This window comes from Mesorhizobium sp. B2-1-3, assembly GCF_006442495.1.
Taxonomy (GTDB): Bacteria; Pseudomonadota; Alphaproteobacteria; order Rhizobiales; family Rhizobiaceae; genus Mesorhizobium.
The window spans coordinates 134120-157876 of the sequence record NZ_VFWL01000013.1; the positions used below are offsets into that span (position 1 = coordinate 134120).

Consider the following 23757-nt stretch of genomic DNA (forward strand, 5'->3'; position numbering starts at 1 on the left):
AGGATCTACTGCGTGCTCGCAGGCCTATGCAAGGCGACGCCGGCCACCACCAGCGCAATACCGATGCAGTCGCTGATGCCGGGGATCTGGCGCAGCACGAGAATGCCGATCAGCGTCGCGGTGACTGGCAGCAGCGACAGCATCAGCGCGAAGCTCGACCGCGGCAGCCGCGCCATGGCGAGCTGGTCGCAGATATAGGGGATGACCGAGGAGCAGATGCCGACGCCGATGGCCGCCAGCAGCAGCGGCGCGGAGAAAAAGGCGGGCAACGCGTCGGTGAGGCCGATCGGCAGCACGACCAGGAAGGCCACGGCCATGGCGGCGCCGAGCCCGGCAATGCCGCCGCCGGCGCCTGAAGCGGCGACGCGGTGGCCAAGCACGATATAGCCCACAAACAGCGCGCCGTTGAGGAAGGCCCAGAACAGGCCGATGGGATCGCTGGACCATTTGACGTCGATCAGCAGCAAGGTGCCGGCCACGGCGACGGCAAGGGCAGCGAGATTGCGCGCGCTTCGGAGACCGACCAGCGCGACGCCGATGGTGCCGACGAATTCGATCGCGGCCACCAGCGAAATCGGCAGGCGGTCGAGCGCCAGATAGAAGGAGCAGTTCATCACTGCCAGACAGGCGCCGAAGGCGAGCAGCAGCAGCCGTGTCGACCAATCGGCCTGGGCGAAGGTTCGCCACGGACGCGTCAGCGGCGCGAAAATCAACGCGGCGGTGGCGATGCGCAGCCAGGCCATGCCCAGCACGCCGATCTGCGCAAACAAAAGCACGGCGACGGCAGGGCCGAGATAGTGGAACACGGCGCTGACGCAGAACCACACATGCGGCGGCAGCGATGTCGCCAGGCTGGTGAAGGCCGCACCTGCGGGCGTGGTTTGGACTTGCGTCCGATCGTTCATCGGATCAGTATCGCAGGTATTTTTTCCGTCTGATATGGGTCGTGGTCGTTCAGGGACCTCGGTCGCTTTCCGGATGCAAGGAGTTTTTGATGAAGCGCCTTCGAAACGAAAATCTCGACCTCGACGCGGTCGATCTGAAGATACTGCGCCTGCTGGAAAAAGATGCGCGCGCCAGCACGGCCGAGCTGGCGCGCGCCGTCGGCCTGTCGGCGCCGAGCGTGTCCGAGCGTGTCAAGCAGCTTCAGGAGAGCGGCGTCATCGAAGCCTATTGCGTGCGGATCAATCCGGCGGCGCTTGGCCTGAACCTGTCGGCATGGCTGCGCATCAGGCCGGTGCCGGGGCAGCTCGCCGTCGTGGCCGAGATCATCCGCGACCTACCCGAGATCGCGCAATGCGACCGGGTAACCGGCGAGGACTGTTTCATCGCGCTGGCGCATGTCGGCTCGGTGGTCGAACTCGAACGGGTGATCGACCGTATCATTCCCTACGCGATGACCAACACGGCGATCATCCAGTCTTCGCCGGTGGCGGCGCGCTCGCCGCTGGCGGCGATCAGGCGGCAGGGTTGAGGTCAAACGCCCGGAATGTCGTCAACGGAGTGGCCGCTCTACCCGCAGCGTCAGGCGTGGCCGCGCTTCATGCGGGCCTGCTTAAGGATGACGCGCCAGCGGATCATGTCGAAGGGGATCGGCTCATTGTTGTTGGCGATGTGGAAGATCTCGTTGTTGACGTTCTTCAGCGAGCGCCAGAAATCATAGTCGGTAATGCGCGGATCGGCGGCGAGCCTGTCCACCTCGACTTTGATATCGGTTTTCATGCACGTCCCCCGAATCGGCTATGCCCCGCCGCCCGTGTCGCTACTTCGATGCGGATCGTTTTCGAACGGCCCGCTGAGTCGCGCAACGGTCCAATCGGCTTGTTCCCGTTAAAACCTCGGTAAGGTTAACGCGGGCCCCGGGCGGGTTCAAGCCGTCTTGCGTTTGATGCCGATCGAGCGGCCTGCGCGTTCGGGCATCGGCAAGGCTGCGTGAGCGGCGCGCATCGCTTCGATCTTGGCCAGCACGTCGGCGGGAAAGGGGGCTACCTTGGGGCCGGACATGTCGACATGCAGTGCAAGCTGCTCGGACGTGGCGGCGAGCCAGCCGTCGGCATGGCGGATTTCCTGGTAGAACCGCAGCCGCTTCTCGTCATGGTCGATGAGCTGGAAGGAGACCGTGACCTTGTGGTCGAGATGCAGTTCCTGCACGTAGCAGACATGGACTTCGGCGGTGTAGATGGTGAGGCGACGGTTCTTGACATAATCCAGCCCCATGCCCATCGCCTCGAAGGCTTCATCCGAACAGCGGTCGAACAGGACGTTGTAGTAGGCCATGTTGAGATGGCCGTTATAATCGATCCAGTCCTTCTCGATAGCCATTGGCTGAGAAACAAAAGGGGCGGGGATCGGCATGGCAACTTCCTTGTTCTGGTGCTGGACAGAGCGTGGTTGTAAGAGCGGTTCATCGTTCCACGGAAACGTCGGACCGCCTCTTTGATACAATTCCCCAGGGAAAGCGCTAGGCGCTTTTCCCGGGAAAACCGCTTCACACTTTTCCTGGAATTGCGTTAGGCATCATCCATAAATGCATGACAAGCATGGACACTGGTCCATTCGCGGAGGAATTCATGGCCCTGAGCGACCTCAATCCGGTCGAGCGCAACGAAGAAGGCATCGCCGCCGTGCTCGGCATCCTCAAGCAGCGGTTTGGCGAGCGCTTTCAGACCGGCCAGGCGGTTCGCTCCCAGCATGCGCATACGACAACCTACATCCCGACGCAGGCACCGGACGGCGTCGTCTTCCCGGAAACGACCGCCGAGGTACAGGAGATCGTGCGCGCCTGCGCCGCGCACCGCGTGCCGGTGATCGCCTTCGGCGTCGGCTCGTCGCTCGAAGGCCACACCAACGCGCCGGGCGGCGGCATCTCGGTCGACACTTCGCGGATGAACCGGATCCTATCGGTCAATCCGCAGGATCTCGACTGCACGGTCGAGCCCGGGGTGACTCGCGAGGATCTCAACCGGCATCTGCGCGACACCGGCCTGTTTTTTCCAATCGATCCCGGCGCCAATGCCTCGCTGGGCGGCATGGCTGCGACACGGGCCTCAGGCACTAACGCGGTGCGCTACGGTACGATGCGCGAGAACGTGCTGTCGCTGACGGCCGTCATGGCCGATGGCGAGGCGGTGACCACTGGCAAGCGGGCAAAAAAAAGCTCGGCCGGCTACGACCTGACACGGCTGCTGGTCGGCTCGGAAGGCACGCTCGGCATCATCACCTCGCTGACCTTGAGGCTGCAAGGGATTCCGCAGGCGATTTCCGGCGGTGTCTGCCCGTTTCCGAGCGTCGAAGCGGCCTGCAACGCCGTCATCGCGACGATCCAGATGGGCATTCCGGTGGCGCGCATCGAACTGGTCAACGCGCTGCAGATGCGGGCGATGAAGACATATTCCAAGCTCGACTATCCCGAAAGCCCGTGCCTGTTCGTCGAATTCCATGGCAGTGATGCCGGCGTTGCCGAGCAGGCCGAGACCTTCGGCATGATCGCCGAGGAGAATGGCGGCGGACCGTTCCTGTGGACCAGTGTCGCCGAGGAGCGCACCAAACTTTGGAAGGCCAGACATGACGCCTATTGGTCGTCGCTGACGCTGCGGCCAGGCGCCAAGGGCCTGTCGACCGACGTCTGCGTTCCGATCTCGCGTTTTGCCGAATGCGTCACCGAAACCGAGGCCGATATCGCCGAAATGGGGCTTGTCGCGCCGATCGTCGGCCATGCCGGCGACGGCAATTTCCACGTCCTGGTGCTGATGGACGTGAACGACCCGAAGGAAATCGCGCTGTCGGAAAAGTTCGTGGCGCGGCTCAACATGCGGGCCATCGCCATGGAGGGCACCTGCACCGGCGAGCACGGCATCGGCCAAGGCAAGATTGGCTTCCTGCGCCATGAGCTCGGCCACGGCGTCGACATCATGCGCACGATCAAGCAGGCGCTCGATCCGCTCGATATCATGAACCCGGGCAAGATCCTGCCGGCTGCCGAGTAGACGCCGTCATCGGCTCGTCTTGACCCCACCTCCAATCGGGCCGAGACTCCGTGTGCTGAAGGCCCAGAAGACGGGCAACCCAAGCGGAGGAGTGGTGTCATGGCGATTTCACGCAAGGAAGAAGCGCGCGCGCTGAGTGCCGACGAACACGAGCTGGTGGAAAAATCGCACCATCCGGCGGTCCAGGACCTTTCTGACGCCGATCTGTCCGGCCTCGTCAAACGCCTTCGGGAGCGGCGCGACAAGGCGCAGACCGAGGCGCATCGACGCCGGCGCGAAATCCGGGGCAAGGGCACACCGAAAGGGGCTGTCGCTTCAAAGGCCGATGGCGGCTCTCAGTTGAAGCTTGCGATGCTGGCGACGGCCATGCGGCGGTTGAATGGCGAGGCCGAACGGCGCCGCCAGTTGACGGCGCGCGTCTCATTGGTCGACAGCGCGCGCAAGGCGCTGGCCCTGAAGCAGAAAGCGCCGACGGATGGTCCAGCGTTCAACGCGCGCACTGCGCACAAGGGCATGCGAGCGGTGGCAAACCAGAGGACGCCGAATCTGGTTCGGCCGGCTGAGCTCGGCCGACAACGCAAAGCGGCCAAGGTGGCGCAGGCAAAGCGCGACGCGCGTTGAATTCGCACTGATGACGCCGATGATCGCGTGCTGATCTCCGCAGCACGCCGCTTTGCTGTGTGCGTCGTTTACCGAGTGGCCAACTTCCCTGGCGCTGCTTCGGCAAGTACCTGCAGCATCGGCCGTGTCGGCGCGAAGAATGTCGTGCCGGTGTGAGGGGTGGAGAAATCAAGCAGCCGGTCGTAAGCGCCGGGCGGGTCGCCGATATACATGCGCTGCAGCATCTTCTCGATCACCCAGAGATACCTCGAATAGCCGATGAAGTAGGTGCCGAATTCCCGTTGCCCCGGCCGGCCGAAGGGCATGTTGTCGCGCAATATGTCATGTTCGTTACCGTCGGCATCCTCGATGGTGGCGAGCGACTTGTGCGATTTGCGCGGCGCGCCGTCATCATCGATTTCGATGTTGTCGATCTTGGTTCGGCCGATGATCGCCTCCTGCACGGGCGTGGGGATTCGCGCCCACGCCTGGAGATCGTGCAGGTATTTTTGAACGACGACATAGCTGCCGCCGGCAAAATCGGGATCTTCGTCGCCAACGAGCGCCGAGGCGGGCAGATCGAGGCCGGTGGGGTTGGCTGTGCCGTCGACGAAACCGAGCAGGTCGCGGGCATCGAAATAACGGAAGCCCGAGACTTCGTCGACGACGGTCACGCCGGGACCAAGCCTGTCCAGCAGGATACGCTCGAACTCGAAGCACATGTCGGGCCGCTCGGAGCGGATATGGAAGAGAAGGTCGCCCGGCGTAGTGGGCGCGGCGTGAACCGCTCCCGTTATCGGCGCGAACCGCTTCAACTCCGCCGGCCGCCGGCCGGGGCTGAGCCGATCCCAGAGGTCGTGGCCGATCCCGGCAATGCACGACAGGCGGCCGCCGAGGTCGCGGAACCCGACAGTCTTGACCAGGTCGTCAAGGTCGCCGAGCACGGAACAAACCCTTGCGAGAACCGGCTGTTCATCGGCTATGGTGACGACAAGGAAAATCGCTGATTGCGAAAGCGGCGCGTCGACGCTCTGCGCATCGATCGGCACACGGTCCCAGTTCTTCCCCGACATCCCCAATTCTCCGCTTTTCCAGGATTGTTTCAGACGATCCCGGATCGGAAAACGCCGCGACCGGAACAGGGCGAGGACGCCCAAAGCAAGGTATCGCGATCAAGAGCGACCGCGCAACATCGAACGCCGTCCATGGTTGTCGCCGACGACGATCGAATTGCCTCTTTATCGACACGCGGATGCAGGTAGAGTGCGGCTGATTTCAACCAAACCGTTCGGAACTGATGCTCGCACGCCTGTTCGTGATCTTTGGTGGCCTGTTCGTGCTGGTGCTGTGCGCGGCGCTGGTGGGGCCGTATTTTGTCGACTGGTCCGGCTATCGGGCGCAGTTCGAGCGCGAAGCGAGCGCCATTCTCGGCCGCAAGGTGACCGTGCAGGGCGACGCCACGGCGCGCTTGTTGCCGTTTCCGTCGGTAACCTTCTCCAATGTCGCCGTTGCCGGCGGCCCCGCCGGCCAGCCGGCGATGACCGTCGAGACGTTTTCGATGGATGCGGAACTGGCGCCGTTCCTGCGTGGCGAGGTGCTGATTTTCGACATGCGGCTGGTGCGGCCGAAAGCGACGATCGACATCGCCGCCAATGGTACCGTCGACTGGGCGATGCGGCCGTCCTCGCCCTTCAACCTCAACCAGATCTCGATCGAGAAGCTGACGGTGACGGAAGGGCAGATCGAGCTGCGTCATGCCGCCGGCGGACGCAGCCACACCATGTCCGAGATCAATTCGACCATTTCGGCCAAATCGCTGGCGGGCCCGTGGCGCATGGATGGCACGTTGAGGTTCGACGGCCTGCGCACGACGGTTGCCGCCACTACCGGCAAGGCCGAAGCCAACGGCCAGATGCGGTTTCGGCTCAAGGCCGATCCCGACGCCTATCCGCTGGTCATCGAAACCGACGGCAATGCCGGCATCGTCAACGGAGCCGCCATCTACTCCGGACAGTTCAAGATTTCCGGCGCCGACAAGAACTCAGCCCAGTTGCGGGGCACCGATGGCGAGACGGTGAAGGTCGGTACCGGCAAGTCCGATCCCGGCTTTCGGGTTAACGGCAAATTCGCGCTCGATCACCAGAAGCTCGGCATCGATGAATTCCGCTTCGAGACCGGACCGCTCGACAATCCCTATACCGCCGACGGCAAGGCCTCGATCGATCTCGGCCAGAAGCCGAGCTTCGCCATCGAGGCCAATGGCGCGCAGGTGCAGTTCGACGAGGCCGTGGGTGCGGCAGGCGCCGGCCTGACACTGGATCAGCGCATTGCCGGACTGGAACAGGCTTTGCTCGACCTGCCCAAGCCGACCATTCCCGGAACGGTCGAGGTCAGGTTGCCGGCCGTGGTGGCCGGTGACACCACGGTTCGCGACGTTCATCTTTCCGCCGAGCCGGTCGATGGCGGCTGGTCGGTGAAATCGCTCGCCGCGACACTGCCCGGCCGCGCCACGCTGGAGGCCGACGGCCTGCTCAGCGTCGAGAACCATTTCGGCTTCACCGGTTCGCTGCTGCTGGCGGTGGCGCAGCCTTCCGGCTTCGCTGCCTGGTTGTCCAAGGACGTCGACGAGGCGATCCGGCGTCTGCCCGCCGCCGGCTTCCGGGCTAAAGTCGATCTCTCCGAAAAGCGCCAGGCCTTCAGCGATCTCGAACTGGTCCTGGGCAAAGCGATGTTTTCCGGCCGCATCGATTCCAGCCAGCCCGACGACGCCAGGCCCTCGGTGCTGATGCGGCTGGAAGGCGGCGATCTCGATGTCGACGGGCTAGCGGCCTTCGCTTCGATCTTCATCAGTGACAAGGGCGCCAACCGATTTGCCGACCGCGACCTCGATTTCCAGATCAAGGCGGGACCGGTCAGTGCCGGAGGCTTGACCGCCGACACGGTCGACACCGCGCTCAGGCTGCGCGACGGGCTGCTTGAGATCGACCGGCTGTCGGTGGGCGGGCTGGCTGGCGCGTCGATCAGCGCCACAGGCCGGATCAAGGATTTCCCAGCGAGCCCGACCGGCAAGCTTGACGCCTCCGTGGTCGCCGTCGACCTGAAGCCGCTGATAGACGTGGCGGCGCAGCACTATGCCGACAATGCCGTGCTCAAGGGACTGGCAAGCCGCGCCGCTGCTTATCCCGACCTGTTCCAGGACTCGCGCGTCGATCTTGTGGTGAGTGCTGCCGACAATGGCGACGGCACAACAGGGCTTGCTGTGAGCGGGCAAGGCAAGGCCGGCGGATCGTCCTTTTCCGCCTCGCTGTCGGGGAAGGGAGCGGTCGACAAGCTTCTTGAAGCGCCTGTGGCGCTGACCTTCAATGCCAGGAACCCCGACGCCACAGCGCTGCTGGCACTTTACGGCTTGCCGGCACTGCCGCTCGGCATGCTCGGCGAGGCAAGCACCGACATCCAGGCCAAGGGCACGCTGGGCGGCGGCCTGGCGACGAGCTTCAGCCTTGCCGGCAACGACTTCAACGCCGGTTTCGACGGCACCGTAGCCGACACGCCCCAAGGTCCGGTCGCGAAGGGCAAGGTCAGCCTCGATGCGGCCGACATCGAGCCCTGGCTGATGACATCGGGCATAGGCCTGCCGGGCATGGGGACAGGCACGTCGACGTCGCTCACCGCGCAGGCCGATTACGGCAACGGCCTACTGGTGCTCTCCGGCCTCAACGCCGCCATCAACGAAGCTGCGGTGTCGGGTGACGTGAACATCGACGTCAAGGAGGGGATTGACGGCAAGGATGGCGTGCCGCATCTGGCCGGCTCGCTGGCGCTCGACGAACTTGATCTCGACCCGATGGCGGTGGCGCTGTTCGGCGATTCCGCGTTCACGGACAAGAGCGGAGACAATAAAGGCGGTGTGTGGCCGTCGGCCCCGTTCAGCCAGAAATCCAGCCTTCCATTCACGGCCGATCTCGACTTGACCACGGCTTCCCTTGCCGCAGGGCCATTCGCGACCGCCTATGACGCGGCCTTGTCGCTGAAGCTCGACCAGGAAGGCATCCGCGTGTCCGATCTCAAGGCGAAATTCCTTGGCGGTGCGCTGACCGGCCTGTTCGAATTGAAAAACAATGACGGCACTGGGCTTTTCACCGGCCAGATGAAGCTCGCGGACGCCGATCTGCCAGCCGTGCTGCCGGATGCCGGCATCGGCGGCAAGGGGGATGTCTCCGCGGCGTTTTCGACAAGCGGCAAATCGGTCGACGCGATGATCGCCGCTCTGTCGGGTTCGGGCACGGCGGCGCTGAAGGGCGTCACGGTCGCCGGCGTCAATCCGGATGCGTTCAGCACCTTCCTCGCCAAGGCCGACGCGATCGGCCGCGATATCGATGCAGCCAAGACCGCCGGCTTCGCGCCCGCTATCGCGGCAGATGGCAGTTTCGCGGCAAAGGATACCGACATCGCCTTCACCATTGCAGGTGGCACGCTGCGAGCGCCGCCGATCAGCCTCGAAAATCCTTCGGCGACCTTGTCCGCCGACATCACGGCGGACCTCAATGCCGATACGGTCTCCGCCAAGGGCGCGGTCACCTACCGGCCCGGCGACGAAGCGCTCGTCGGTTCCGAACCGGCGATGAATTTCAGCGTCGAGGGGCCGTTCGGCGCCGTCAAACGGCAGTTCGACAGCGAACCGCTGGCGCAGTTCCTGACGCAGCGCGCGCTGGAGAAGGAGCAGCAGCGGGTCGAGGCGATGCAGGCCGCGTTGCTGGAGAAGCAGCGGCTGCGGCGCGAGGTGCGCTATTACGCTGCGTTGCAGGACCAGCGCGACAAGGCGGCCGAGGAGCTGCGACAGCAGGAGGAGGCGGCGCGGCTGAAGGCCGAGGCCGACGCCAAGGCGAAAGCCGAGGCGGAAGCTCAGGCGCAGGCCGAAGCAGAGGCCAGGGCCAAGGCGGATGCCGAGGCAAAAGTCAAAGCCGAGGCGGATGCCAAGGCAAAGGCCGAGGAGGCGATGCGGACCTCCTCGCAGGAGAAGGCAAGGCTGGAAGCAGAGCGCAAGGGCGCCGAGCAGACGCCGAACCCGGAACCGGCGGCACCGCCGGTGGCCAATGACAATCCGCCTCCGGCCAAACCGCAGTTCAATCCGTCTACGATCGACAATTTGCTGAAGTCTTTGCAGTAGGGCAGTAGGGCAGTAGGGCAGTAGGGCAGTAGGGCAGTAGGGCAGTAGGCAGTAGGCAGTAGGCAGTAGGCAGGGGATTTCCCTCGATCGTTCAAATAACGAGCAGTTCGGCGCTGTCGGCGACGTAGCGGGCGTGACGAAAATCGCGGATGGCGGCAAGCTTGCCCTCCTGCCAGACAAGCAGGATGAAATAGGCTGGTCGCGCAGCCGGATCGTTGCCGTCGTGAACGAGGACCACCGGCCTGTCCTCGACGAATCCCGGCACGAAACGCCAATCGCGGAGGCGGGAATAGTTGTGGAAATAGGTGGCCACTTCCTTGGGTCCGGTAAACCGCGTCCTGGCCACCAGCTCCAGGCGAACTTCATCGGCGAGCATGTCGCGCACGGCGTCGAAATCACGGGCGTTGAAGCGATCGATATAGGCTTCGAGCAACAGGCGTTCGGAGACGCCCAACCTGGGAACCGGCCGATCCTCGGGCTCGGCGGCGAGCTGGCGCAAGCGGCCGCGGCCACGATGCAGCGCCGCCTTGACGGCCGGGACGCTGGTGTCCAGCGCGGCGCTGATCTCTTGCAGCGAATAACCCAGAACGTCCATCATGATGACGCTGCTGCGCTGCGCGACGGGCAGGCGCATGAAGGTGTGCAGGCCGGCGGCAGCGGCCTGACGGTCGAAGGTGGCGTTGGCCGGGTCGACGATCATGTCCGGATCCTCATCGGAAAAGGCCTTTTCGCGGGCTCGCCGGCGCAGAAAATCGAGTGCCGTGTTGTGCGCGATGCGGAACAGCCAGCCCTCCGGATTTGCGATCTGGCCGGCGTTCGGCAAAGCCTCGAACGCCTTGGCCAGCGCTTCCTGCAACACGTCCTCGCCGTCGAAGACGGAACCCGTCATGCGCGCGCAATAGCGGTGCAGCTTTGGGCGCAAGTCCCCAAGCAGGCGTTCGATGAGCGCGCGGTGCTCGCCAGGAATGAGGATGTTCATACGCCCGCCGTTCTCCACATCGCTTGACCGCGCCTAGTGGTCCAGCATCCGGTAACTGCCTACTACCGTCATCGCCTCGCGATGCGGAGGCTCGATGCAGCGATCCCTGATGCCGTTCTGAAAAGTCGCGAATGCCGCTAGCCCCGGAAGGGTGCCGGCCTGCTCCTCGGTTGCCGCCTCGACCAGATGGAAGAAGGTACCGTCGCCGGACCGCCATGTCATGTAGCGAAACCCTTCGGGCGATTTATCCCGCAATTCCTGGAACACGGCCTTGACCAGCCGCTCGTTCTCGTCGACCAGCTCCGGTTTGGTCCTGTAACGTATCAAATGGTGTTTCATCTTGTCTGTTCCTTTGCCGGCCCTGCACCTTGCAGGTCGCTCATGTCCGAGACGAAGCGGCGGAGCCAAAGGATTCGGGGTTTCCGGAATTTTTTTATGCGGCCCCTTATGTCCCATCTTCCCGATGGTAGCCGGGCTTCGCAAAAGTTGAATGGACGACGGCGCGTTGCTGACGGCTGTCGCGATCTCATCGTGCGCTCACCGTCGATCGAGGACGGTATGTCGGGCCTGTGGTTGGGCCAACAACGCCCAGGCCATGCGCGGCAGTTATTCGACCAGAATGCGCGCTTCCCTCGCGGCTTCGACAAAAGCATCCCTGGCGGTATCGGCCGATACGCCGCCGTTCATGGCCTGTCGGCACGCCCGCAGCGCAGCCTTATGCTTGATGCTTCCCGCATCGCGCCAGTGATTGGTAAGAAGGTCGAGAGCTTGTTCGGCATTGGACAGATTTCGAACGTCGCCAGTAACGCCTGTGGAAACCGGGACTGCCTTGGAAAACCAGATGTTGTACATGGCATAGCCTCCATTCAGCTAGGTTGCGAAACTTGTCTCTGGAGCGTGTCGCGGTCCTTTCGGGCGAGCACGCTCCTCAGCATGGGTTCGATGCGCGAAAGCTCGTCGAGATGCACGGCCGACAAGTCGGCGAGGCAGGCATCGGCCCGCTCGGTCAGTTGCAGCAGCACCTTGCGCTGGTCGTCCTTGTCCTGATCCCTGACGATCAGCCCGGCCTCGCACAGGCGGTTGACCAGTTCGACGGCGCTATGATGACGGATGCGCAAGCGTTCGGCGAGGTCGCCGATGGCTACCGGGCCTCCGCCCGGAAAACCCTTGATGGCGAGCAGTGCCTGATGCTGGCGCGATGTCAGACCGGCGTCTTCGGCCTGTAGCTGGCTGAATTCCAGGAAGCGGCGGATCAGATAGCGGAACTCCGACAGCCGCTGGTAGTCGGCCTGGCTGATGGCGGGGCGGGGTTTTTGCGGATGCGACATATCAGACATGTGTTGTCATTCCAGCCAAAGCTCAAACGATTTCGGGCCAAGTCCGCTTGAATATTTATATCGTATTACGATACATAGCCGCCGGCAAAGCCGTTTTGACGGTTTGCCGATCCTCCAACAGCGACACGCCACGGAAAGCAGGCAGGCAATGAAGACCGAACAGGGCAGTCCCGGACATCTGCGCGATTTCACCACCGACGCCAGGGTGTTGCTGATCGCTGGCATCGCGGTGGTGGTGGCGACGGCCGCGCTGTTTGCCGGCATCATCCTGCTGAAATTGATCCGGCTCGCCACCAACGTCGCCTATTTCGGTCAATTCACGCTCGCCGATCTGAGGCTGGAGGACACGCCGCTTGGCTATGCCGCCGTCGCCGTGCCGGTGATCGGCGCACTCATTATCGGCCTGATGGCGCGCTACGGCAGCGAGAAAATCCGTGGCCACGGCATTCCAGAAGCGATCGAAGCGATCCTGCTCGGGCGCTCGCGGCTGGACGCCAAGGTCGCAGTGCTGAAGCCGCTGTCGTCGGCGATCTCGATCGGCTCCGGTGGACCGTTCGGCGCCGAGGGCCCGATTATCATGACCGGCGGCGCCATCGGCTCGCTGATCGCGCAGATGCTGCCGGTCAGCGACAATGAGCGCAAGACGCTGCTGGTGGCGGGCGCTGCCGCGGGCATGACCACCGTGTTCGGAACGCCGATCGCCGCCATCATGCTGGCGGTGGAACTGCTTCTGTTCGAGTGGACGCCGCGCAGCTTCATTCCGGTGGCGGTGGCTGCCATCGTGGCGGAGGTCGAGCGCACCATGCTGCACATGCCGGGACCGATCTTTCCGTTTCAGGGCGGCATGGCGATTTCCTTTGCCGGTCTTGGCGGCTGGGTCCTGATCGGCGTTGCCGCCGGCCTCCTGTCTGCCTTGCTGACGCAGATGGTCTATGCCTGCGAGGACGGTTTCCAGAAGCTGCCGATCCACTGGATGTGGTGGCCGATGCTCGGCGGCCTCGTCGTCGGCATTGGCGGCTTGATCGAGCCGCAGGCGCTCGGCGTCGGCTACGACAACATATCCAGCATGCTGGACGGCCGTACGATCGCGACGGCGGCACTCCTGTTGTTGGTGGTGAAAGCCGTCATCTGGTCCGTGGCGTTGGGCTCGGGAACGTCGGGCGGCGTGCTGGCGCCACTGCTGATCATGGGCGGCGCGATGGGCGCGGTGCTCGCCGGCTTCCTGCCGGCGGCCGATCCCGGCTTCTGGGCGCTGCTGGCGATGGCGGCGACCATGGGTGGCACGATGCGCGCGCCGCTGACGGCGACCTTCTTCGCGGTCGAATTGACCGGCAACACGCATGTGCTGGTGCCGCTGATCGCGGCCTGCGCCGCCGCCCATGCGGTGACGGTGCTTTTGATGAAACGTTCCATCCTGACCGAGAAGATCGCCAGGCGAGGGCATCATCTGGTGCGCGAATACCGGGTCGATCCGTTCGCGCTGACCAGGGTGCACGAAGTGATGACCACGCAGGTCCAGAGCGTGCCGGCGACGATGACGCTGCATGGCGCAGCGGCATTCCTGACTGCGCCGGAGACGCGTCATCCGAGCTTCCCGGTCATTGACGGCAACAGGCAGGTGCTCGGCCTCATCGATCCACCGGCGATTCTGCGCTGGCGGCGTGCCGGCAAGCACCGGACGACGACGCTCGGCGACTTGCTGGCCGGCAGCAAGGTGACGCTTGCCTATCCCGATGAATATCTGGAAGGCCTGTCGGACAAGCTCCTGACGGCCAACGTGTCGCATCTGCCGGTCGTGGCACGCGACGACGGAACGCTGGTCGGTTACGTCGGCTGGAAGGACCTGATGCGCGTCAGATCCAGGAAGCAGGCGGAAGAGCGCGATCGCACGGCCCTCCTGGGGTTCGGCACCCGCCGCGGGAAACAGGAAGGCACTGCCTGACGGAGCCAGGCGTCAGGCGCGGCCGCGCTTCGCCCAGGCCAGTACATGGATCCGGAGCGCCGAGGACAGATTGGTGTCACGCGGCCGGTTTTCGTCGACTTCCGCGACCAGCGCGGCAAGGGTCAGATTGCGCGCGGCGGCGATGGCGACAAGGTCGTCAAAAAACGGCTTTTCGAGCGAATAGCTGGTGCGGTGGCCACGGATCGTCACCGAGCGTTTTTCGACCGGGCTCACCTGGAGCTCATTTGGGGTCCGGATCGGGCGACGGTTGACGCCGATGGCCCGCGACGAAGAACTCGGCCTTTTCGGCAACCAGGCGGTCGCGTTCCTTCTCTGCCCCGGAGCGGCCGTACAGGGCGCGGTTCTGGCTGGCAGTGCGTTCCTTCTCCAGCCTTGCCTTCTGCTTGCGAGCCTGGCGCAGATTGACGATGTCGGCCATGACGCGCGACCCGAAGGCTTATTTCTTGCGGAAGGCGTCGAGCGAGACGACTTCGGCGCCCTTGGCGGCATCGGCATCGGCCGCCTTCTTCTCGGGTTCGGCGGCCTTCTTCTCCGCCTTCGGCTTTTTCTCGGAGACGATGGCGAGCGGTTCGGACGCCGGCTGGGAAGCTGGTTCGTCATCTGACTGGCCTTCGGTCTTGACGTCGAATTCGAGTTCGAAGTTAACCGACGGATCGTAGAAGCCGCGCACCGCCGAGAACGGGATTTCGAGTTTTTCCGGCACGTCCGAGAAGGAGAGCCCGACCTCGAAACCGGTCTCGGTGACCTTCAGGTCCCAATACTGGAACTGGATGACGATGGTCATCTGCTCCGGATAGCGCTCGCGCAGCCGCGAAGACACGCGCACGCCCGGCGCGCCGGTCAGGAAGGTGATGAAGAAATGATGGTTGCCGGGGAGGCCGGTGCGCGCGACCTCGGCCAGGACCTTGCGCATGACGCCGCGCAACGCCTCCTGGGCCAGAATGTCATAGCGGATGTGGTCGTCGGCCATGTGGCGGTCGGGTTCCGTTGAATCGTCCGCATAGCTGTAATCAAGCTTGAGCGCGGCGTAAACCGCATATAGACCGCCGCCGCGAGGAAGCGAGGACGATTGCCGAGATTTGATCGCGGAAGCCGGCTTGCGTCACCCGCAAATGTCACGCGTTGGCAAGCGCGGCGTGTTTCTTGACGCTGGTCGGGGAGGGGCGCTTGCCGAAAGCGCGCAGGAAGGTGCGCACGCCATTTGTCGCCGATTGCACGACCTCGTCCTCGGCCGGGGTGCCGCCGAGCATGAAGGTCGTCTGCAATTCAGCATTGACGAGGCCGAGGAACTGCCGCGCCGCGACGTCGGGGTCGTCGATCGCGAGGTAACCGCCATAGGCAAGGCGGGCGAAGCGGGCGGCGATTGCCGGCCAGGTCCGCCCCGGGCCCTGTTCGCGCCATTCGGCGAACAATTCAGGGTAGCGTTCGCCTTCGGTCTGGATCAGCTTGCGCAGGAATTTTCCGTCGCGGTTGCAGATGCAGTTCTGGTTCAGGCGCACGGCAAAGCCGATCAGATCCGCTTCCAGATCCCTCGGCTGGTCCGGGAACGTGGCGATGGTGGCGAAGATGCCGGCATTGCAGCGCTCGGTGAGATCGCGGACTACGGCGATGAAGAGCTTTTCCTTGTCGCCATGGTGGTTGTAGACGGTCTGGCGCGAGACACCCGCCTCGGCGGCGATCAGGTCGATATTGGCGCCGGCAAAGCCCTCGCGGCAGAACACGGAAGCGGCGGCGTCGACCACCGAGATGCGCTTGGCCTCGTGGCTGCGTGGCGGGAAACTGTCAGGAGAAACACCCGGTCTCATGAAAATCTATATAGAGGTGATTGACGATTTAGACAAGACTGTCTAAATTTGTGGACACGCTATAAGGGGTTCACCTCTGGACAGGCGAACAATTCGCTCTCGGAGAGTCGGAATCCCACGGGATCGAACGTCCTGGGGTCAGACGTCGCCTTGCGGCGGCAACCAGATTCGAAAGAAGCCAACATCATGAGTCCCAAATTCCTCCGCATCGCGGTCGTGCTCGGCCTGTTGTCCGCCATCGGGCCCTTCGCCATCGATATGTATCTGCCCGCATTGCCCTCGATCGGCGCGGATCTCAACGCCGGCACCGCAGCCGTGCAGATGAGCCTTTTGATCTTCTTCCTGTCGATGGGCTTCGGCCAGATCGTCGTCGGGCCGATCTCCGATATGGTCGGACGCAAGCTGCCGCTCTATGGCGGTCTTGCGCTGTTCATGGTCGGCGGCGTCGGTTCGGCATTGGCGCCGACGATCGAATGGCTGATCGCCTTCCGTTTCCTGCAGGGCCTTGGCGCCAGCGCCGGCATGGCCATTCCGCGCGCGATCGTGCGCGACCTGCACACTGGCAACGAAGCCGCCAAGCTGATGTCGTTGCTGATGCTGGTGTTCTCGGTATCGCCGATCCTGGCGCCGCTGACCGGCAGCCAGATCATCGAGAGTTTCGGCTGGCGCGCCGTGTTCTGGACCGTCACGGCAGCAGCGGTGCTGGCAACCATCCTGCTCGCGACCTCGCTCAAGGAGACGCGGCCGGCTGAAGAACGCGCCGGTTCTTCCTTTGGCACCGCCCTTTCAGGCTACCGTTTCCTGATGGGGGACCGCAATTTCCTCGGCCTGGTGGCGATCGCGGGCTTCGGCATTGCGAGCTTCTTCGTCTATCTGTCGAGCTCGTCCTTCATCCTGATCGACCATTACGGCCTGTCGCCTTCGGTCTATAGCGTGTTCTTCTCGATCAATGCCGTCGCCTTCATCGGCATGTCGCAGCTCACCGGCCTGCTTTCCGAGCGTTTCGGGCTCAAGCGGGTGGTGTGGGTGGCGGTGACCGGCTACGCCACGACGATGGTGGCACTGTTCGCTGTCATGGCTTCCGGTGTGGACCGGCTGGATGTGATGGCGGCGCTGCTGTTCGTCGGCTATGGCTTTCTCGGCCTGGTCATTCCGACCACCTCGGTATTGGCCATGGAGGAGCATGGCGAGATCGCGGGCACGGCTTCGGCGCTGATGGGCACGCTGCACTTCGCCATCGGTGCGCTCGCCATGGGTGTCGCGGGCATTTTTTTCGACGGCACGCCGTTGCCGATGGTCGCCGGCATCACGCTCTGCGCGGTGATCTCCTTCACCCTGGCCAAGATCACGCTCGGCCGTTCGCGCGAGGCTGTCGAAGCGCCGGCGGAGTAGGCGATCGCCAATAAATTGAAAGAGGTCGGGCCGATCCCGGCCTTTTTCATGCCAATCCCGTTTCGTCCAGCATGAAGCGCAGCCGTGTCTCGACAGGCGCCAGGGGCAGCCGTACCAGTTCATAACCGAGTTCGGCATAGACGCCGACCAGCGCGTGACAGGTACGCTCGGCTTCGTCGAGCGTTTGCTTGCGTTCTTCATCCTGCGTGAAGATTTCGGGCCAGGGCGGGGCAACGAAGACACGAGGGTTGTAGCGGCAACGCTTCGCTGCGATGCCGACGTGATCGGGCACCGCCAGGCCGCAGAGGCGGAGATAGCCCAGCGTGTCGGGCACGCCACGATCGAAGAAGACCGGTCCTTCCTGTTCGATCGCAGCTTGGTAGGAGCGCATCTCCCAGGACAGCATCAATTCGACGAACAACGTGCGATCGCTCCACGGCAAGGCGGGACCGCCAATGGCGGACTGGTCGCGAATGATGCCGCGTCCGGCCTCGACCGAGGTGGCGAACCCTGCACGGCGCAAGGCTTCGATCAGTGCGGTCTTGCCGGAGCCCGGACCGCCGGTCAGCACGAAGAATCGGTCGGAATTGTTTTGCATTTTTTTACCCATGAACGAAGGAGGCACGCGGCTCCACTGCGTCGTCTCCCATGGGCCGAACGAAGTCTGGCCGGCGCGAGCGTGCCGTTGCGCGTGATGCAGATGAAAAAGGGGGAGAAGTGGAGGTTTCTGTTGCCAGGTACCTCCGAACCCCGCCTAGAAGTGCGAACCCCTAGGGCTTGATTTGAAGCTATCGCACTGCATTAAGCAGCGAGACGTGCTTCCGCATAGTTGTCGTTGGCAACTATAAGTTTAGCCCGATGACGGTGGTACAATGCCGGGCAAAAGTACGATCTTTACACCTTCGTCGATCCTATTTCGCCCCCAGCAAAAGCCGCTCCGTCTTCCAGAGCGGTTTTTGGTGGAGGCGCCGGGTACCGCCCCCGGGTCCGAACGGCTTATTTCATCGCCAGTTTATCGCCATAGTCGGTCAAGCCGACGAAGCGAATATAGGGGCCCATCGCCAGAAATGAAAGACCGCAATGTGCTTTGTCCCTGTGTCAAAATGCGACGCGGCAGGGTTGACTTGGGAACGGTCTCAACCGAAGCTTTGCCGCGGTGAGGAGTTACCGACCGAGCGCACGAGTTGCGGAGCGCGCCACAGCCCTCATCGACCGGATCCGTGGCGCCGACGAGGGGAATTTTGATGGCCGACTATCTTGCAGACGTGAAGAAATACGACGCCGCGGCGAGTGCGGAAATTGTCGAGAAGATCGTCAAGCATCTGGGCATCGCGCTCAGGAACCGCGACTCCTCGCTGGTGTCCTGCACCGATCCCAAAGAACTCGAGCGCGTCCGGGAAAACTGGGTCGGCAAGAAGCTCGGCGTCGCCGATGCGGCTAAGGCAGATGCTGCGATCGAGAAGACCTGCAAGGCGATGGCCGCAGACAACACCAAGAATCGGGTAACTTTTTACTACCTCGTTGCCAAGGACCTGGGAAAGCTCGGTTCGCTCTGAGAATTCCGTGCTCGCGCGGCTGCTGAAGCGCGCCGCTGGTTTGTAACGGGCACGGCTTGTGCTGCCCCTCATCTGGCTGCCGCCATCTTCTCCCCGTATAGAGACGGGGAGAGGAATGCTGTCACCGATGGTTTCGCCAATTGACGGCGTTGCAAGACGGACACCGAGGCTGCGGCCAGTTTGCTTGGATGTCGGCGCAGACGCCGAAACAGTGATGAGGCAAGCGTCGCCTGCGCCGTTTTGATGTGTTCGGCCGCCTGTCTAGCAGCTATAATGCTCGCACAATCGAATCGAGCCGAACCGATGCGCCAGTATCTCGACCTTCTGCAGCACGTGCTGGATCATGGAGCCGACCGCGGCGACCGCACGGGCACGGGCACGCGCTCCGTGTTCGGCTACCAGATGCGCTTCGATCTGGCGCGCGGCTTTCCCGTCACCACCACCAAGAAGCTGCACCTGAAATCGATCATTCATGAGCTTTTGTGGTTCCTGGCCGGCGAAACCAATATCAAATATCTGACCGACCATGGCGTTTCCATCTGGGACGAATGGGCTGACGAGAATGGCGACCTTGGCCCCGTCTATGGCAAGCAGTGGCGTTCCTGGCCGGACGGCCATGGCGGGTCGATCGATCAGATAACCAATCTTGTGAAAGAGATACGCCGCAATCCTCAATCGCGGCGGCTGATCGTTTCGGCCTGGAATCCGGCCGAGGTGGAGGCGATGGCGTTGCCACCATGCCATTGCCTGTTCCAGTTCTACGTCTCGGAAGGCCGGCTTTCCTGCCAGCTTTACCAGCGTTCCGGCGACATCTTCCTCGGCGTGCCGTTCAACATCGCCTCCTACGCCCTGCTGACGCTGATGGTGGCGCAGGTGACCGGCCTGAAGCCCGGTGATTTCGTCCATACGCTCGGTGACGCGCATCTTTATTCGAACCATTTCGAGCAGGCGCGCGAGCAACTTCGGCGCACGCCAAGAACGCTGCCGACCATGTGGATCAACCCTGAAGTGAAGGATCTCTTCGCCTTCCGCTTCGAGGATTTCCGGCTGGAAAACTATGTCGCCGACGCGACGATCAAGGCGCCGATCGCGGTCTGAACCGCTGGCGCAACCTTGCCGACCTTGATGTCTCGAGGCCGTGGCGATGGTGGTGCCTCGCCGGTACGTCGTTTTGATATCTTTTCGACAAGATCGGTCGACCTTACCCTCAGGCCAGGAGATTTCCGGGGAGGCGTCCATGCGACTGTCAGCAGCGGTATTTGCGCTCGTCTTTGTCTTCGCTTTCAATGCCCACGCATTTGCCGAGTGCGGGTGTGAATGCATCAACAACAGCATGAAGCCGTTCTGCGACGATCCAGCTGCGAAGCCGCCAAACTGTCCCCGCGCGACTTGCAAGCCCGCTGACGCAGAGGGGAATGACCTTCCCGCAAGCGCCATATCAAGCGAGACGCGGTATGTCTGCAAAGTGCGGATGGTGAAGACGCCGGAAGGCTCGTTTCGACACACACTTATCTGCATTTAGACATTGTCTCGCCTCTCCCAATAGATCACGGCGGCGACAGCTATGTCGCCCAAAAGTGACCGCAGTTTTGGGGGAACGACGCGCTTTAGAAGATTTCAGCCTTGGTTCCGTCGAGGGCAACGGGCGCCGATTTTCTTGTGACGTCTTCGTCTGCCTTTCGCTGTATCCGTGCTGGTCTATCGCAGGTCGCGATGACGCCGCGCATTCAATGGCGACGATGGGCGAAAAACCTTTCCTTGTTATATTCATCCGGATATATCGGATGGCAGGCTTCGAGCAGGCCGGATGCCAACTCAGGGAGAGCTTCATGACGCGCAACGGTTTTGCAGTGGCGGCGGTCGCCATTGGTGGCTTCGCGGCGGCGTGGACGGCAGCAATGCCGGCGGCGCGCGCGCAAGACGAGGTCGTGGTGTTTGCGGCCGCCAGCCTCAAGGACGCGCTCGACGCGGTCAACAAGGCCTGCGCGGCAGATGTCGGCGAAGCGGCGACCATCTCCTACGCGGCGAGTTCGGCGCTCGCCAAGCAGATCGAAAGCGGCGCGCCGGCGGACGTCTTCATCTCGGCCGATCTCGACTGGATGAAGTATCTTTCCGACAGGAAGCTGACCAAGCCCGATACCGAAGTGAAGCTGCTCGGCAACCAGATCGTGCTGGTGGCGCCGAAGGATTCGGGCGTTGAAGCCAAGATCGAAAAGGGTTTTGATCTGGCCAAGCTGGTCGGCGACGGCAAGCTCGCCATGGGCGACCTCAAGGCTGTGCCGGCTGGCAAATACGGCAAGGCCGCGCTTGAATCGCTCGGCGTCTGGTCCTCGGTCGAGGGCAAGGTGGCGCAGGCCGAGAATGTGCGTGCGGCACTCAAGCTGGTCTCGACGGGCGAAGCGGCTCTCGGCATCGTCTATGCCACGGACGCGCATGCCGAAAAGGGCGTCAAGGTGGTTGGTGTTTTCCCCGAGGATTCACATCCGCCGATCATCTATCCGGTTGCCCAAACGGCTGATTCGAAGGACAAGGACACGCCTGCCTTCCTGAAGTGCCTGCGGACGGCAAAGGCATCGGATCTATTCAAGGAGCAGGGTTTCACGGTCCTTGCGCCTGTCAACTAGGATAGCCACCTGCGCATGAACTGGCTGCTGGACCTCACTCCCGACGAATGGAATGCGGTCCGGCTGTCCATCAAGGTGGCGACAGTGGCGATGATCGCCAGCCTGCCGCCGGGCATAGCGATAGCGCTGCTCCTGGCGCGCGGCCGATTCTGGGGCAAGACGCTGCTCAACGGGCTGGTGCATCTGCCGCTGATCCTGCCGCCCGTGGTGACCGGCTATCTCCTGCTTCTGACCTTCGGCAAGCGCGGGCCGGCCGGCGCATTCCTGGCCGAGCATTTCGGCATCGTCTTTTCCTTTCGCTGGACGGGTGCGGCTCTTGCCTGCGGCGTCATGGGTTTTCCGCTGATGGTGCGGGCGATCCGATTGTCGATCGAGGCCGTCGACCGCAAGATGGAGGCGGCGGCCGGAACGCTCGGCGCCAGCCCGCCATGGGTGTTCGGCACCATCACCTTGCCGCTGATCCTGCCCGGGCTGATCGCCGGTGCCATCCTCTCCTTCGCCAAGGCGATGGGCGAGTTCGGAGCGACGATCACCTTCGTCTCCAACATCCCGAACGAGACGCAGACGCTGCCGTCGGCAATCTACACGTTCACCCAGGTGCCGGGCGGCGATGCCGGCGCGCTTCGGCTGACGCTGATCTCGATCGTCATCTCGATGGCCGCCCTGGTGGCCTCGGAAGTGCTGGCGCGGCGCGTCGGCCGGCGGATGGACATCGAATGACGGTCCTTGTCGACATCCGCCATCGGCTCGGCGATTTCCCGCTCGACATCCGCTTCGAGAGCGCCGGGCGGCTGACGGCGCTGTTCGGGCCCTCTGGCTCGGGCAAGACGACGCTGATCAATATGATTGCCGGGTTGATCCGGCCCGATCAGGGACGCATCGAGATCGATGGGCGTGTGCTGGTCGACACCGCCAAGGGCATTTTCGTGCCGAAGCACAGGCGCCGGATCGGCATGGTGTTCCAGGACGCGCGTCTGTTTCCGCATATGAGCGTGGCGAGCAATTTGCGCTACGGCCGCTGGTTCACGCCGGCGGCGGAGCGTTATGCCGAGATCGACGCCGTCGTCGAATTGCTCGGCATCGAGCCGCTGCTGGCGCGGCGGCCGGCAAAGCTCTCGGGCGGCGAGAGGCAGCGCGTCGCGATCGGCCGGGCGCTGCTCGCCAGCCCCCGGCTGTTGCTGATGGACGAGCCGCTGGCCTCGCTCGACGAGGCGCGCAAGGCCGAAATCCTGCCCTATGTCGAGCGCCTGCGCGACGAGACCAAGATCCCGATCGTCTATGTCAGCCATTCGATCGCCGAGGTGGCGCGGCTGGCGAGCGAGGTGGTGATGCTGGCGCGAGGCAAGCTTGCCGCCAGCGGCCCGACCACGGCTGTCATGCAAAGGCTGGACCTTCTGCCGGCGGAGGAGCGCGGCGAGGGCGGCGCGGTGCTGGACACCAGCGTACTGCAGCATGACGAGGTTTTCGGCATGACGGTGCTTGGCTCGAACGCCGGCGAGATACGCGTGCCCAAGCTGGCGGCGACGGTGGGCGCGCCGGTGCGCATACGCATCCGCGCGCGCGACGTCATGATCGCCACCGAACGGCCGTCTGGTCTCAGCGCGCTCAACATCCTGGCCGGCACGATCGTCGCGATCAGACCGGGCGAGGGGCCGACGGTCGAGATCGGTATCGACTGCAACGGCGCGACCGTGCTGGCACGGGTCACCGAACAGTCGCGGCAGGTTCTGAAGCTGCGGCTCGGCGGACAGGTCTTCGCCGTGATCAAGACGGTGAGTTTCGACCAGGCAAACACCGGGGGCGGGCTGCCCGCGGAGGCGGACGGCTGAGACGGCGAGCGGGTCTCTGCGCTATATCGATTTGGAATAGCGAGGCGGCTAGGGACGCTCTAACATGGCGGGCGTGATCGCGGAGGAAGACAATGCCGTCGCTGAGCTTGCGGATAAATCTCGACCCCGACGGGCGCATCGGGCCGGGCAAGATCGAATTGCTGGAGCAGATCGCCGCCTTCGGTTCGATCTCGGCCGCCGCGCGCGGCATGGAGATGTCCTACAAGCATGCGTGGGACTTGGTCGAGGACATGAACCGGGTGTTCGGCAAGCCGCTGGTGGCCGCGCAGACCGGCGGCCGCAAGGGCGGCGGCGCACAATTGACGGCGGTGGGCCTGGCCGTGGTCAGCCGTTTCCGCGCCATCGAACGCGCGGCGGCTTCGGCGGCCGCGACGCATATGGAGGCGTTGCAGGCGGAGATTGAGGAGGGGTAGGGCAGTAGGGCAGTAGGGCAGACCAACTCGGGCGCGTCGAATTTTTGTGTGCTTTCTTGTGTTCCGGCTCCTGATGTCTCGTTCA

25 protein-coding genes and 1 other RNA gene are annotated in these 23757 nt (G+C 63.5%); 12 read left to right on the top strand and 14 right to left on the bottom strand.

Annotated features, from left to right (window positions below):
• Positions 1-5 precede the first annotated feature (5 nt).
• On the bottom strand, positions 6-905 hold the full coding sequence (locus FJ973_RS21150) for an EamA family transporter (protein ID WP_140557565.1): 900 nt from the start codon (positions 903-905) through the stop codon (positions 6-8).
• Between the two features lie 89 nt (positions 906-994).
• Here FJ973_RS21150 and FJ973_RS21155 point away from each other — a divergent pair, with 89 nt between their 5' ends.
• Positions 995-1474 carry an Lrp/AsnC family transcriptional regulator gene (locus tag FJ973_RS21155; protein ID WP_140557567.1) on the top strand — a complete coding sequence of 160 codons (480 nt, stop codon included), beginning with the start codon at positions 995-997 and terminating at the stop codon, positions 1472-1474.
• Between the two features lie 50 nt (positions 1475-1524).
• On the opposite strand, the gene FJ973_RS21160 is transcribed toward FJ973_RS21155, so the two are convergent.
• Both FJ973_RS21160 and FJ973_RS21165 read right to left on the bottom strand, forming a co-directional pair.
• A complete protein-coding gene (locus FJ973_RS21160) occupies positions 1525-1722 on the bottom strand; it encodes a hypothetical protein (protein ID WP_140495286.1) in 198 nt (65 codons plus the stop codon).
• A gap of 147 nt (positions 1723-1869) precedes the next feature.
• Positions 1870-2355 (bottom strand): thioesterase family protein, encoded by a 486-nt coding sequence (locus FJ973_RS21165; protein WP_140495288.1) that lies wholly within the window; start codon positions 2353-2355, stop codon positions 1870-1872.
• Between the two features lie 215 nt (positions 2356-2570).
• Here FJ973_RS21165 and FJ973_RS21170 point away from each other — a divergent pair, with 215 nt between their 5' ends.
• Positions 2571-3986 (top strand): FAD-linked oxidase C-terminal domain-containing protein, encoded by a 1416-nt coding sequence (locus tag FJ973_RS21170; protein WP_140521185.1) that lies wholly within the window; start codon positions 2571-2573, stop codon positions 3984-3986.
• A 99-nt stretch (positions 3987-4085) separates the two neighbouring features.
• Positions 4086-4607 (top strand): hypothetical protein, encoded by a 522-nt coding sequence (locus tag FJ973_RS21175; protein WP_140495292.1) that lies wholly within the window; start codon positions 4086-4088, stop codon positions 4605-4607.
• A 68-nt stretch (positions 4608-4675) separates the two neighbouring features.
• On the opposite strand, the gene FJ973_RS21180 is transcribed toward FJ973_RS21175, so the two are convergent.
• Positions 4676-5659 (bottom strand): Dyp-type peroxidase, encoded by a 984-nt coding sequence (locus tag FJ973_RS21180; protein WP_140557568.1) that lies wholly within the window; start codon positions 5657-5659, stop codon positions 4676-4678.
• A gap of 224 nt (positions 5660-5883) precedes the next feature.
• On the opposite strand from FJ973_RS21180, the gene FJ973_RS21185 reads away from it, so the two are divergent.
• Positions 5884-9753: an AsmA family protein gene (locus tag FJ973_RS21185; protein WP_140557570.1), complete on the top strand. Its 3870-nt coding sequence runs from the start codon at positions 5884-5886 to the stop codon at positions 9751-9753.
• A 91-nt stretch (positions 9754-9844) separates the two neighbouring features.
• Here FJ973_RS21185 and FJ973_RS21190 read toward each other — a convergent pair whose 3' ends face one another.
• From FJ973_RS21190 to FJ973_RS21205, 4 genes are all read right to left on the bottom strand, one after another.
• Positions 9845-10732 (bottom strand): sigma-70 family RNA polymerase sigma factor, encoded by an 888-nt coding sequence (locus FJ973_RS21190; protein WP_140557572.1) that lies wholly within the window; start codon positions 10730-10732, stop codon positions 9845-9847.
• A 33-nt stretch (positions 10733-10765) separates the two neighbouring features.
• On the bottom strand, positions 10766-11071 hold the full coding sequence (locus FJ973_RS21195) for a hypothetical protein (protein ID WP_140495300.1): 306 nt from the start codon (positions 11069-11071) through the stop codon (positions 10766-10768).
• A gap of 267 nt (positions 11072-11338) precedes the next feature.
• Positions 11339-11584: a DUF982 domain-containing protein gene (locus FJ973_RS21200; RefSeq protein WP_140495302.1), complete on the bottom strand. Its 246-nt coding sequence runs from the start codon at positions 11582-11584 to the stop codon at positions 11339-11341.
• A gap of 14 nt (positions 11585-11598) precedes the next feature.
• A complete protein-coding gene (locus FJ973_RS21205; RefSeq protein WP_140516535.1) occupies positions 11599-12069 on the bottom strand; it encodes a MarR family winged helix-turn-helix transcriptional regulator in 471 nt (156 codons plus the stop codon).
• A gap of 148 nt (positions 12070-12217) precedes the next feature.
• Here FJ973_RS21205 and FJ973_RS21210 point away from each other — a divergent pair, with 148 nt between their 5' ends.
• Positions 12218-14011: a chloride channel protein gene (locus FJ973_RS21210; protein WP_140557573.1), complete on the top strand. Its 1794-nt coding sequence runs from the start codon at positions 12218-12220 to the stop codon at positions 14009-14011.
• A gap of 12 nt (positions 14012-14023) precedes the next feature.
• Here FJ973_RS21210 and FJ973_RS21215 read toward each other — a convergent pair whose 3' ends face one another.
• The 4 genes from FJ973_RS21215 to FJ973_RS21230 form a co-directional block, all read right to left on the bottom strand.
• A complete protein-coding gene (locus tag FJ973_RS21215) occupies positions 14024-14245 on the bottom strand; it encodes a ribbon-helix-helix domain-containing protein (protein WP_140495308.1) in 222 nt (73 codons plus the stop codon).
• A gap of 7 nt (positions 14246-14252) precedes the next feature.
• The gene (locus tag FJ973_RS21220; protein ID WP_140495310.1) at positions 14253-14450 is read right to left on the bottom strand and encodes a DUF4169 family protein; all 198 of its coding nucleotides are present in this window, start codon (positions 14448-14450) and stop codon (positions 14253-14255) included.
• Positions 14451-14468: 18 nt separating this feature from the next.
• Entirely contained in the window at positions 14469-15002 is a 534-nt protein-coding gene (locus FJ973_RS21225) for an SspB family protein (RefSeq protein ID WP_140495312.1), read from the bottom strand.
• A 145-nt stretch (positions 15003-15147) separates the two neighbouring features.
• On the bottom strand, positions 15148-15837 hold the full coding sequence (locus FJ973_RS21230; RefSeq protein ID WP_140495314.1) for a TetR/AcrR family transcriptional regulator: 690 nt from the start codon (positions 15835-15837) through the stop codon (positions 15148-15150).
• 186 nt (positions 15838-16023) lie between these two features.
• Between FJ973_RS21230 and FJ973_RS21235 the strand changes: the two genes are divergently transcribed.
• Positions 16024-17229, top strand: coding sequence for a multidrug effflux MFS transporter (locus FJ973_RS21235; RefSeq protein WP_140516527.1), 1206 nt, complete (start codon positions 16024-16026; stop codon positions 17227-17229).
• Between the two features lie 46 nt (positions 17230-17275).
• Here the strand turns inward: FJ973_RS21235 and FJ973_RS21240 are convergent, their stop codons facing one another.
• Both FJ973_RS21240 and ssrA read right to left on the bottom strand, forming a co-directional pair.
• Positions 17276-17827 carry an AAA family ATPase gene (locus FJ973_RS21240; RefSeq protein WP_140495318.1) on the bottom strand — a complete coding sequence of 184 codons (552 nt, stop codon included), beginning with the start codon at positions 17825-17827 and terminating at the stop codon, positions 17276-17278.
• Positions 17828-17945: 118 nt separating this feature from the next.
• Positions 17946-18306, bottom strand: a transfer-messenger RNA (tmRNA) gene (gene ssrA / locus FJ973_RS21245).
• A 167-nt stretch (positions 18307-18473) separates the two neighbouring features.
• Here ssrA and FJ973_RS21250 point away from each other — a divergent pair.
• The 6 genes from FJ973_RS21250 to FJ973_RS21275 all read left to right on the top strand — a co-directional run bounded on the left by FJ973_RS21250 (position 18474) and on the right by FJ973_RS21275 (position 23672).
• Positions 18474-18785, top strand: coding sequence for a DUF2853 family protein (locus tag FJ973_RS21250; protein WP_140495320.1), 312 nt, complete (start codon positions 18474-18476; stop codon positions 18783-18785).
• 303 nt (positions 18786-19088) lie between these two features.
• The gene (locus FJ973_RS21255) at positions 19089-19883 is read left to right on the top strand and encodes a thymidylate synthase (RefSeq protein ID WP_140557590.1); all 795 of its coding nucleotides are present in this window, start codon (positions 19089-19091) and stop codon (positions 19881-19883) included.
• A gap of 731 nt (positions 19884-20614) precedes the next feature.
• Positions 20615-21409: a molybdate ABC transporter substrate-binding protein gene (gene modA, locus FJ973_RS21260; RefSeq protein ID WP_140557575.1), complete on the top strand. Its 795-nt coding sequence runs from the start codon at positions 20615-20617 to the stop codon at positions 21407-21409.
• A 15-nt stretch (positions 21410-21424) separates the two neighbouring features.
• The gene (gene modB / locus FJ973_RS21265; RefSeq protein ID WP_140495324.1) at positions 21425-22129 is read left to right on the top strand and encodes a molybdate ABC transporter permease subunit; all 705 of its coding nucleotides are present in this window, start codon (positions 21425-21427) and stop codon (positions 22127-22129) included.
• Positions 22126-23238 carry a molybdenum ABC transporter ATP-binding protein gene (modC, locus tag FJ973_RS21270; protein ID WP_140557577.1) on the top strand — a complete coding sequence of 371 codons (1113 nt, stop codon included), beginning with the start codon at positions 22126-22128 and terminating at the stop codon, positions 23236-23238. The genes modB and modC overlap by 4 nt, the downstream gene beginning before the upstream one ends.
• Before the next feature lie 92 nt (positions 23239-23330).
• Positions 23331-23672, top strand: coding sequence for a winged helix-turn-helix domain-containing protein (locus FJ973_RS21275; RefSeq protein WP_140495328.1), 342 nt, complete (start codon positions 23331-23333; stop codon positions 23670-23672).
• The last annotated feature ends 85 nt before the right edge of the window (positions 23673-23757 follow it).

What these genes read in the sequence shown, in the direction of transcription:
- FJ973_RS21150 (WP_140557565.1), bottom strand. Translation starts at nt 905, where the DNA reads ATGAACGATCGGACGCAAGTCCAAACCACGCCCGCAGGTGCGGCCTTC.
- FJ973_RS21155 (WP_140557567.1), top strand. Translation starts at nt 995, where the DNA reads ATGAAGCGCCTTCGAAACGAAAATCTCGACCTCGACGCGGTCGATCTG.
- FJ973_RS21160 (WP_140495286.1), bottom strand. Translation starts at nt 1,722, where the DNA reads ATGAAAACCGATATCAAAGTCGAGGTGGACAGGCTCGCCGCCGATCCG.
- FJ973_RS21165 (WP_140495288.1), bottom strand. Translation starts at nt 2,355, where the DNA reads ATGCCGATCCCCGCCCCTTTTGTTTCTCAGCCAATGGCTATCGAGAAG.
- FJ973_RS21170 (WP_140521185.1), top strand. Translation starts at nt 2,571, where the DNA reads ATGGCCCTGAGCGACCTCAATCCGGTCGAGCGCAACGAAGAAGGCATC.
- FJ973_RS21175 (WP_140495292.1), top strand. Translation starts at nt 4,086, where the DNA reads ATGGCGATTTCACGCAAGGAAGAAGCGCGCGCGCTGAGTGCCGACGAA.
- FJ973_RS21180 (WP_140557568.1), bottom strand. Translation starts at nt 5,659, where the DNA reads ATGTCGGGGAAGAACTGGGACCGTGTGCCGATCGATGCGCAGAGCGTC.
- FJ973_RS21185 (WP_140557570.1), top strand. Translation starts at nt 5,884, where the DNA reads ATGCTCGCACGCCTGTTCGTGATCTTTGGTGGCCTGTTCGTGCTGGTG.
- FJ973_RS21190 (WP_140557572.1), bottom strand. Translation starts at nt 10,732, where the DNA reads ATGAACATCCTCATTCCTGGCGAGCACCGCGCGCTCATCGAACGCCTG.
- FJ973_RS21195 (WP_140495300.1), bottom strand. Translation starts at nt 11,071, where the DNA reads ATGAAACACCATTTGATACGTTACAGGACCAAACCGGAGCTGGTCGAC.
- FJ973_RS21200 (WP_140495302.1), bottom strand. Translation starts at nt 11,584, where the DNA reads ATGTACAACATCTGGTTTTCCAAGGCAGTCCCGGTTTCCACAGGCGTT.
- FJ973_RS21205 (WP_140516535.1), bottom strand. Translation starts at nt 12,069, where the DNA reads ATGTCTGATATGTCGCATCCGCAAAAACCCCGCCCCGCCATCAGCCAG.
- FJ973_RS21210 (WP_140557573.1), top strand. Translation starts at nt 12,218, where the DNA reads ATGAAGACCGAACAGGGCAGTCCCGGACATCTGCGCGATTTCACCACC.
- FJ973_RS21220 (WP_140495310.1), bottom strand. Translation starts at nt 14,450, where the DNA reads ATGGCCGACATCGTCAATCTGCGCCAGGCTCGCAAGCAGAAGGCAAGG.
- FJ973_RS21225 (WP_140495312.1), bottom strand. Translation starts at nt 15,002, where the DNA reads ATGGCCGACGACCACATCCGCTATGACATTCTGGCCCAGGAGGCGTTG.
- FJ973_RS21230 (WP_140495314.1), bottom strand. Translation starts at nt 15,837, where the DNA reads ATGAGACCGGGTGTTTCTCCTGACAGTTTCCCGCCACGCAGCCACGAG.
- FJ973_RS21235 (WP_140516527.1), top strand. Translation starts at nt 16,024, where the DNA reads ATGAGTCCCAAATTCCTCCGCATCGCGGTCGTGCTCGGCCTGTTGTCC.
- FJ973_RS21240 (WP_140495318.1), bottom strand. Translation starts at nt 17,827, where the DNA reads ATGCAAAACAATTCCGACCGATTCTTCGTGCTGACCGGCGGTCCGGGC.
- FJ973_RS21250 (WP_140495320.1), top strand. Translation starts at nt 18,474, where the DNA reads ATGGCCGACTATCTTGCAGACGTGAAGAAATACGACGCCGCGGCGAGT.
- FJ973_RS21255 (WP_140557590.1), top strand. Translation starts at nt 19,089, where the DNA reads ATGCGCCAGTATCTCGACCTTCTGCAGCACGTGCTGGATCATGGAGCC.
- modA (WP_140557575.1), top strand. Translation starts at nt 20,615, where the DNA reads ATGACGCGCAACGGTTTTGCAGTGGCGGCGGTCGCCATTGGTGGCTTC.
- modB (WP_140495324.1), top strand. Translation starts at nt 21,425, where the DNA reads ATGAACTGGCTGCTGGACCTCACTCCCGACGAATGGAATGCGGTCCGG.
- modC (WP_140557577.1), top strand. Translation starts at nt 22,126, where the DNA reads ATGACGGTCCTTGTCGACATCCGCCATCGGCTCGGCGATTTCCCGCTC.
- FJ973_RS21275 (WP_140495328.1), top strand. Translation starts at nt 23,331, where the DNA reads ATGCCGTCGCTGAGCTTGCGGATAAATCTCGACCCCGACGGGCGCATC.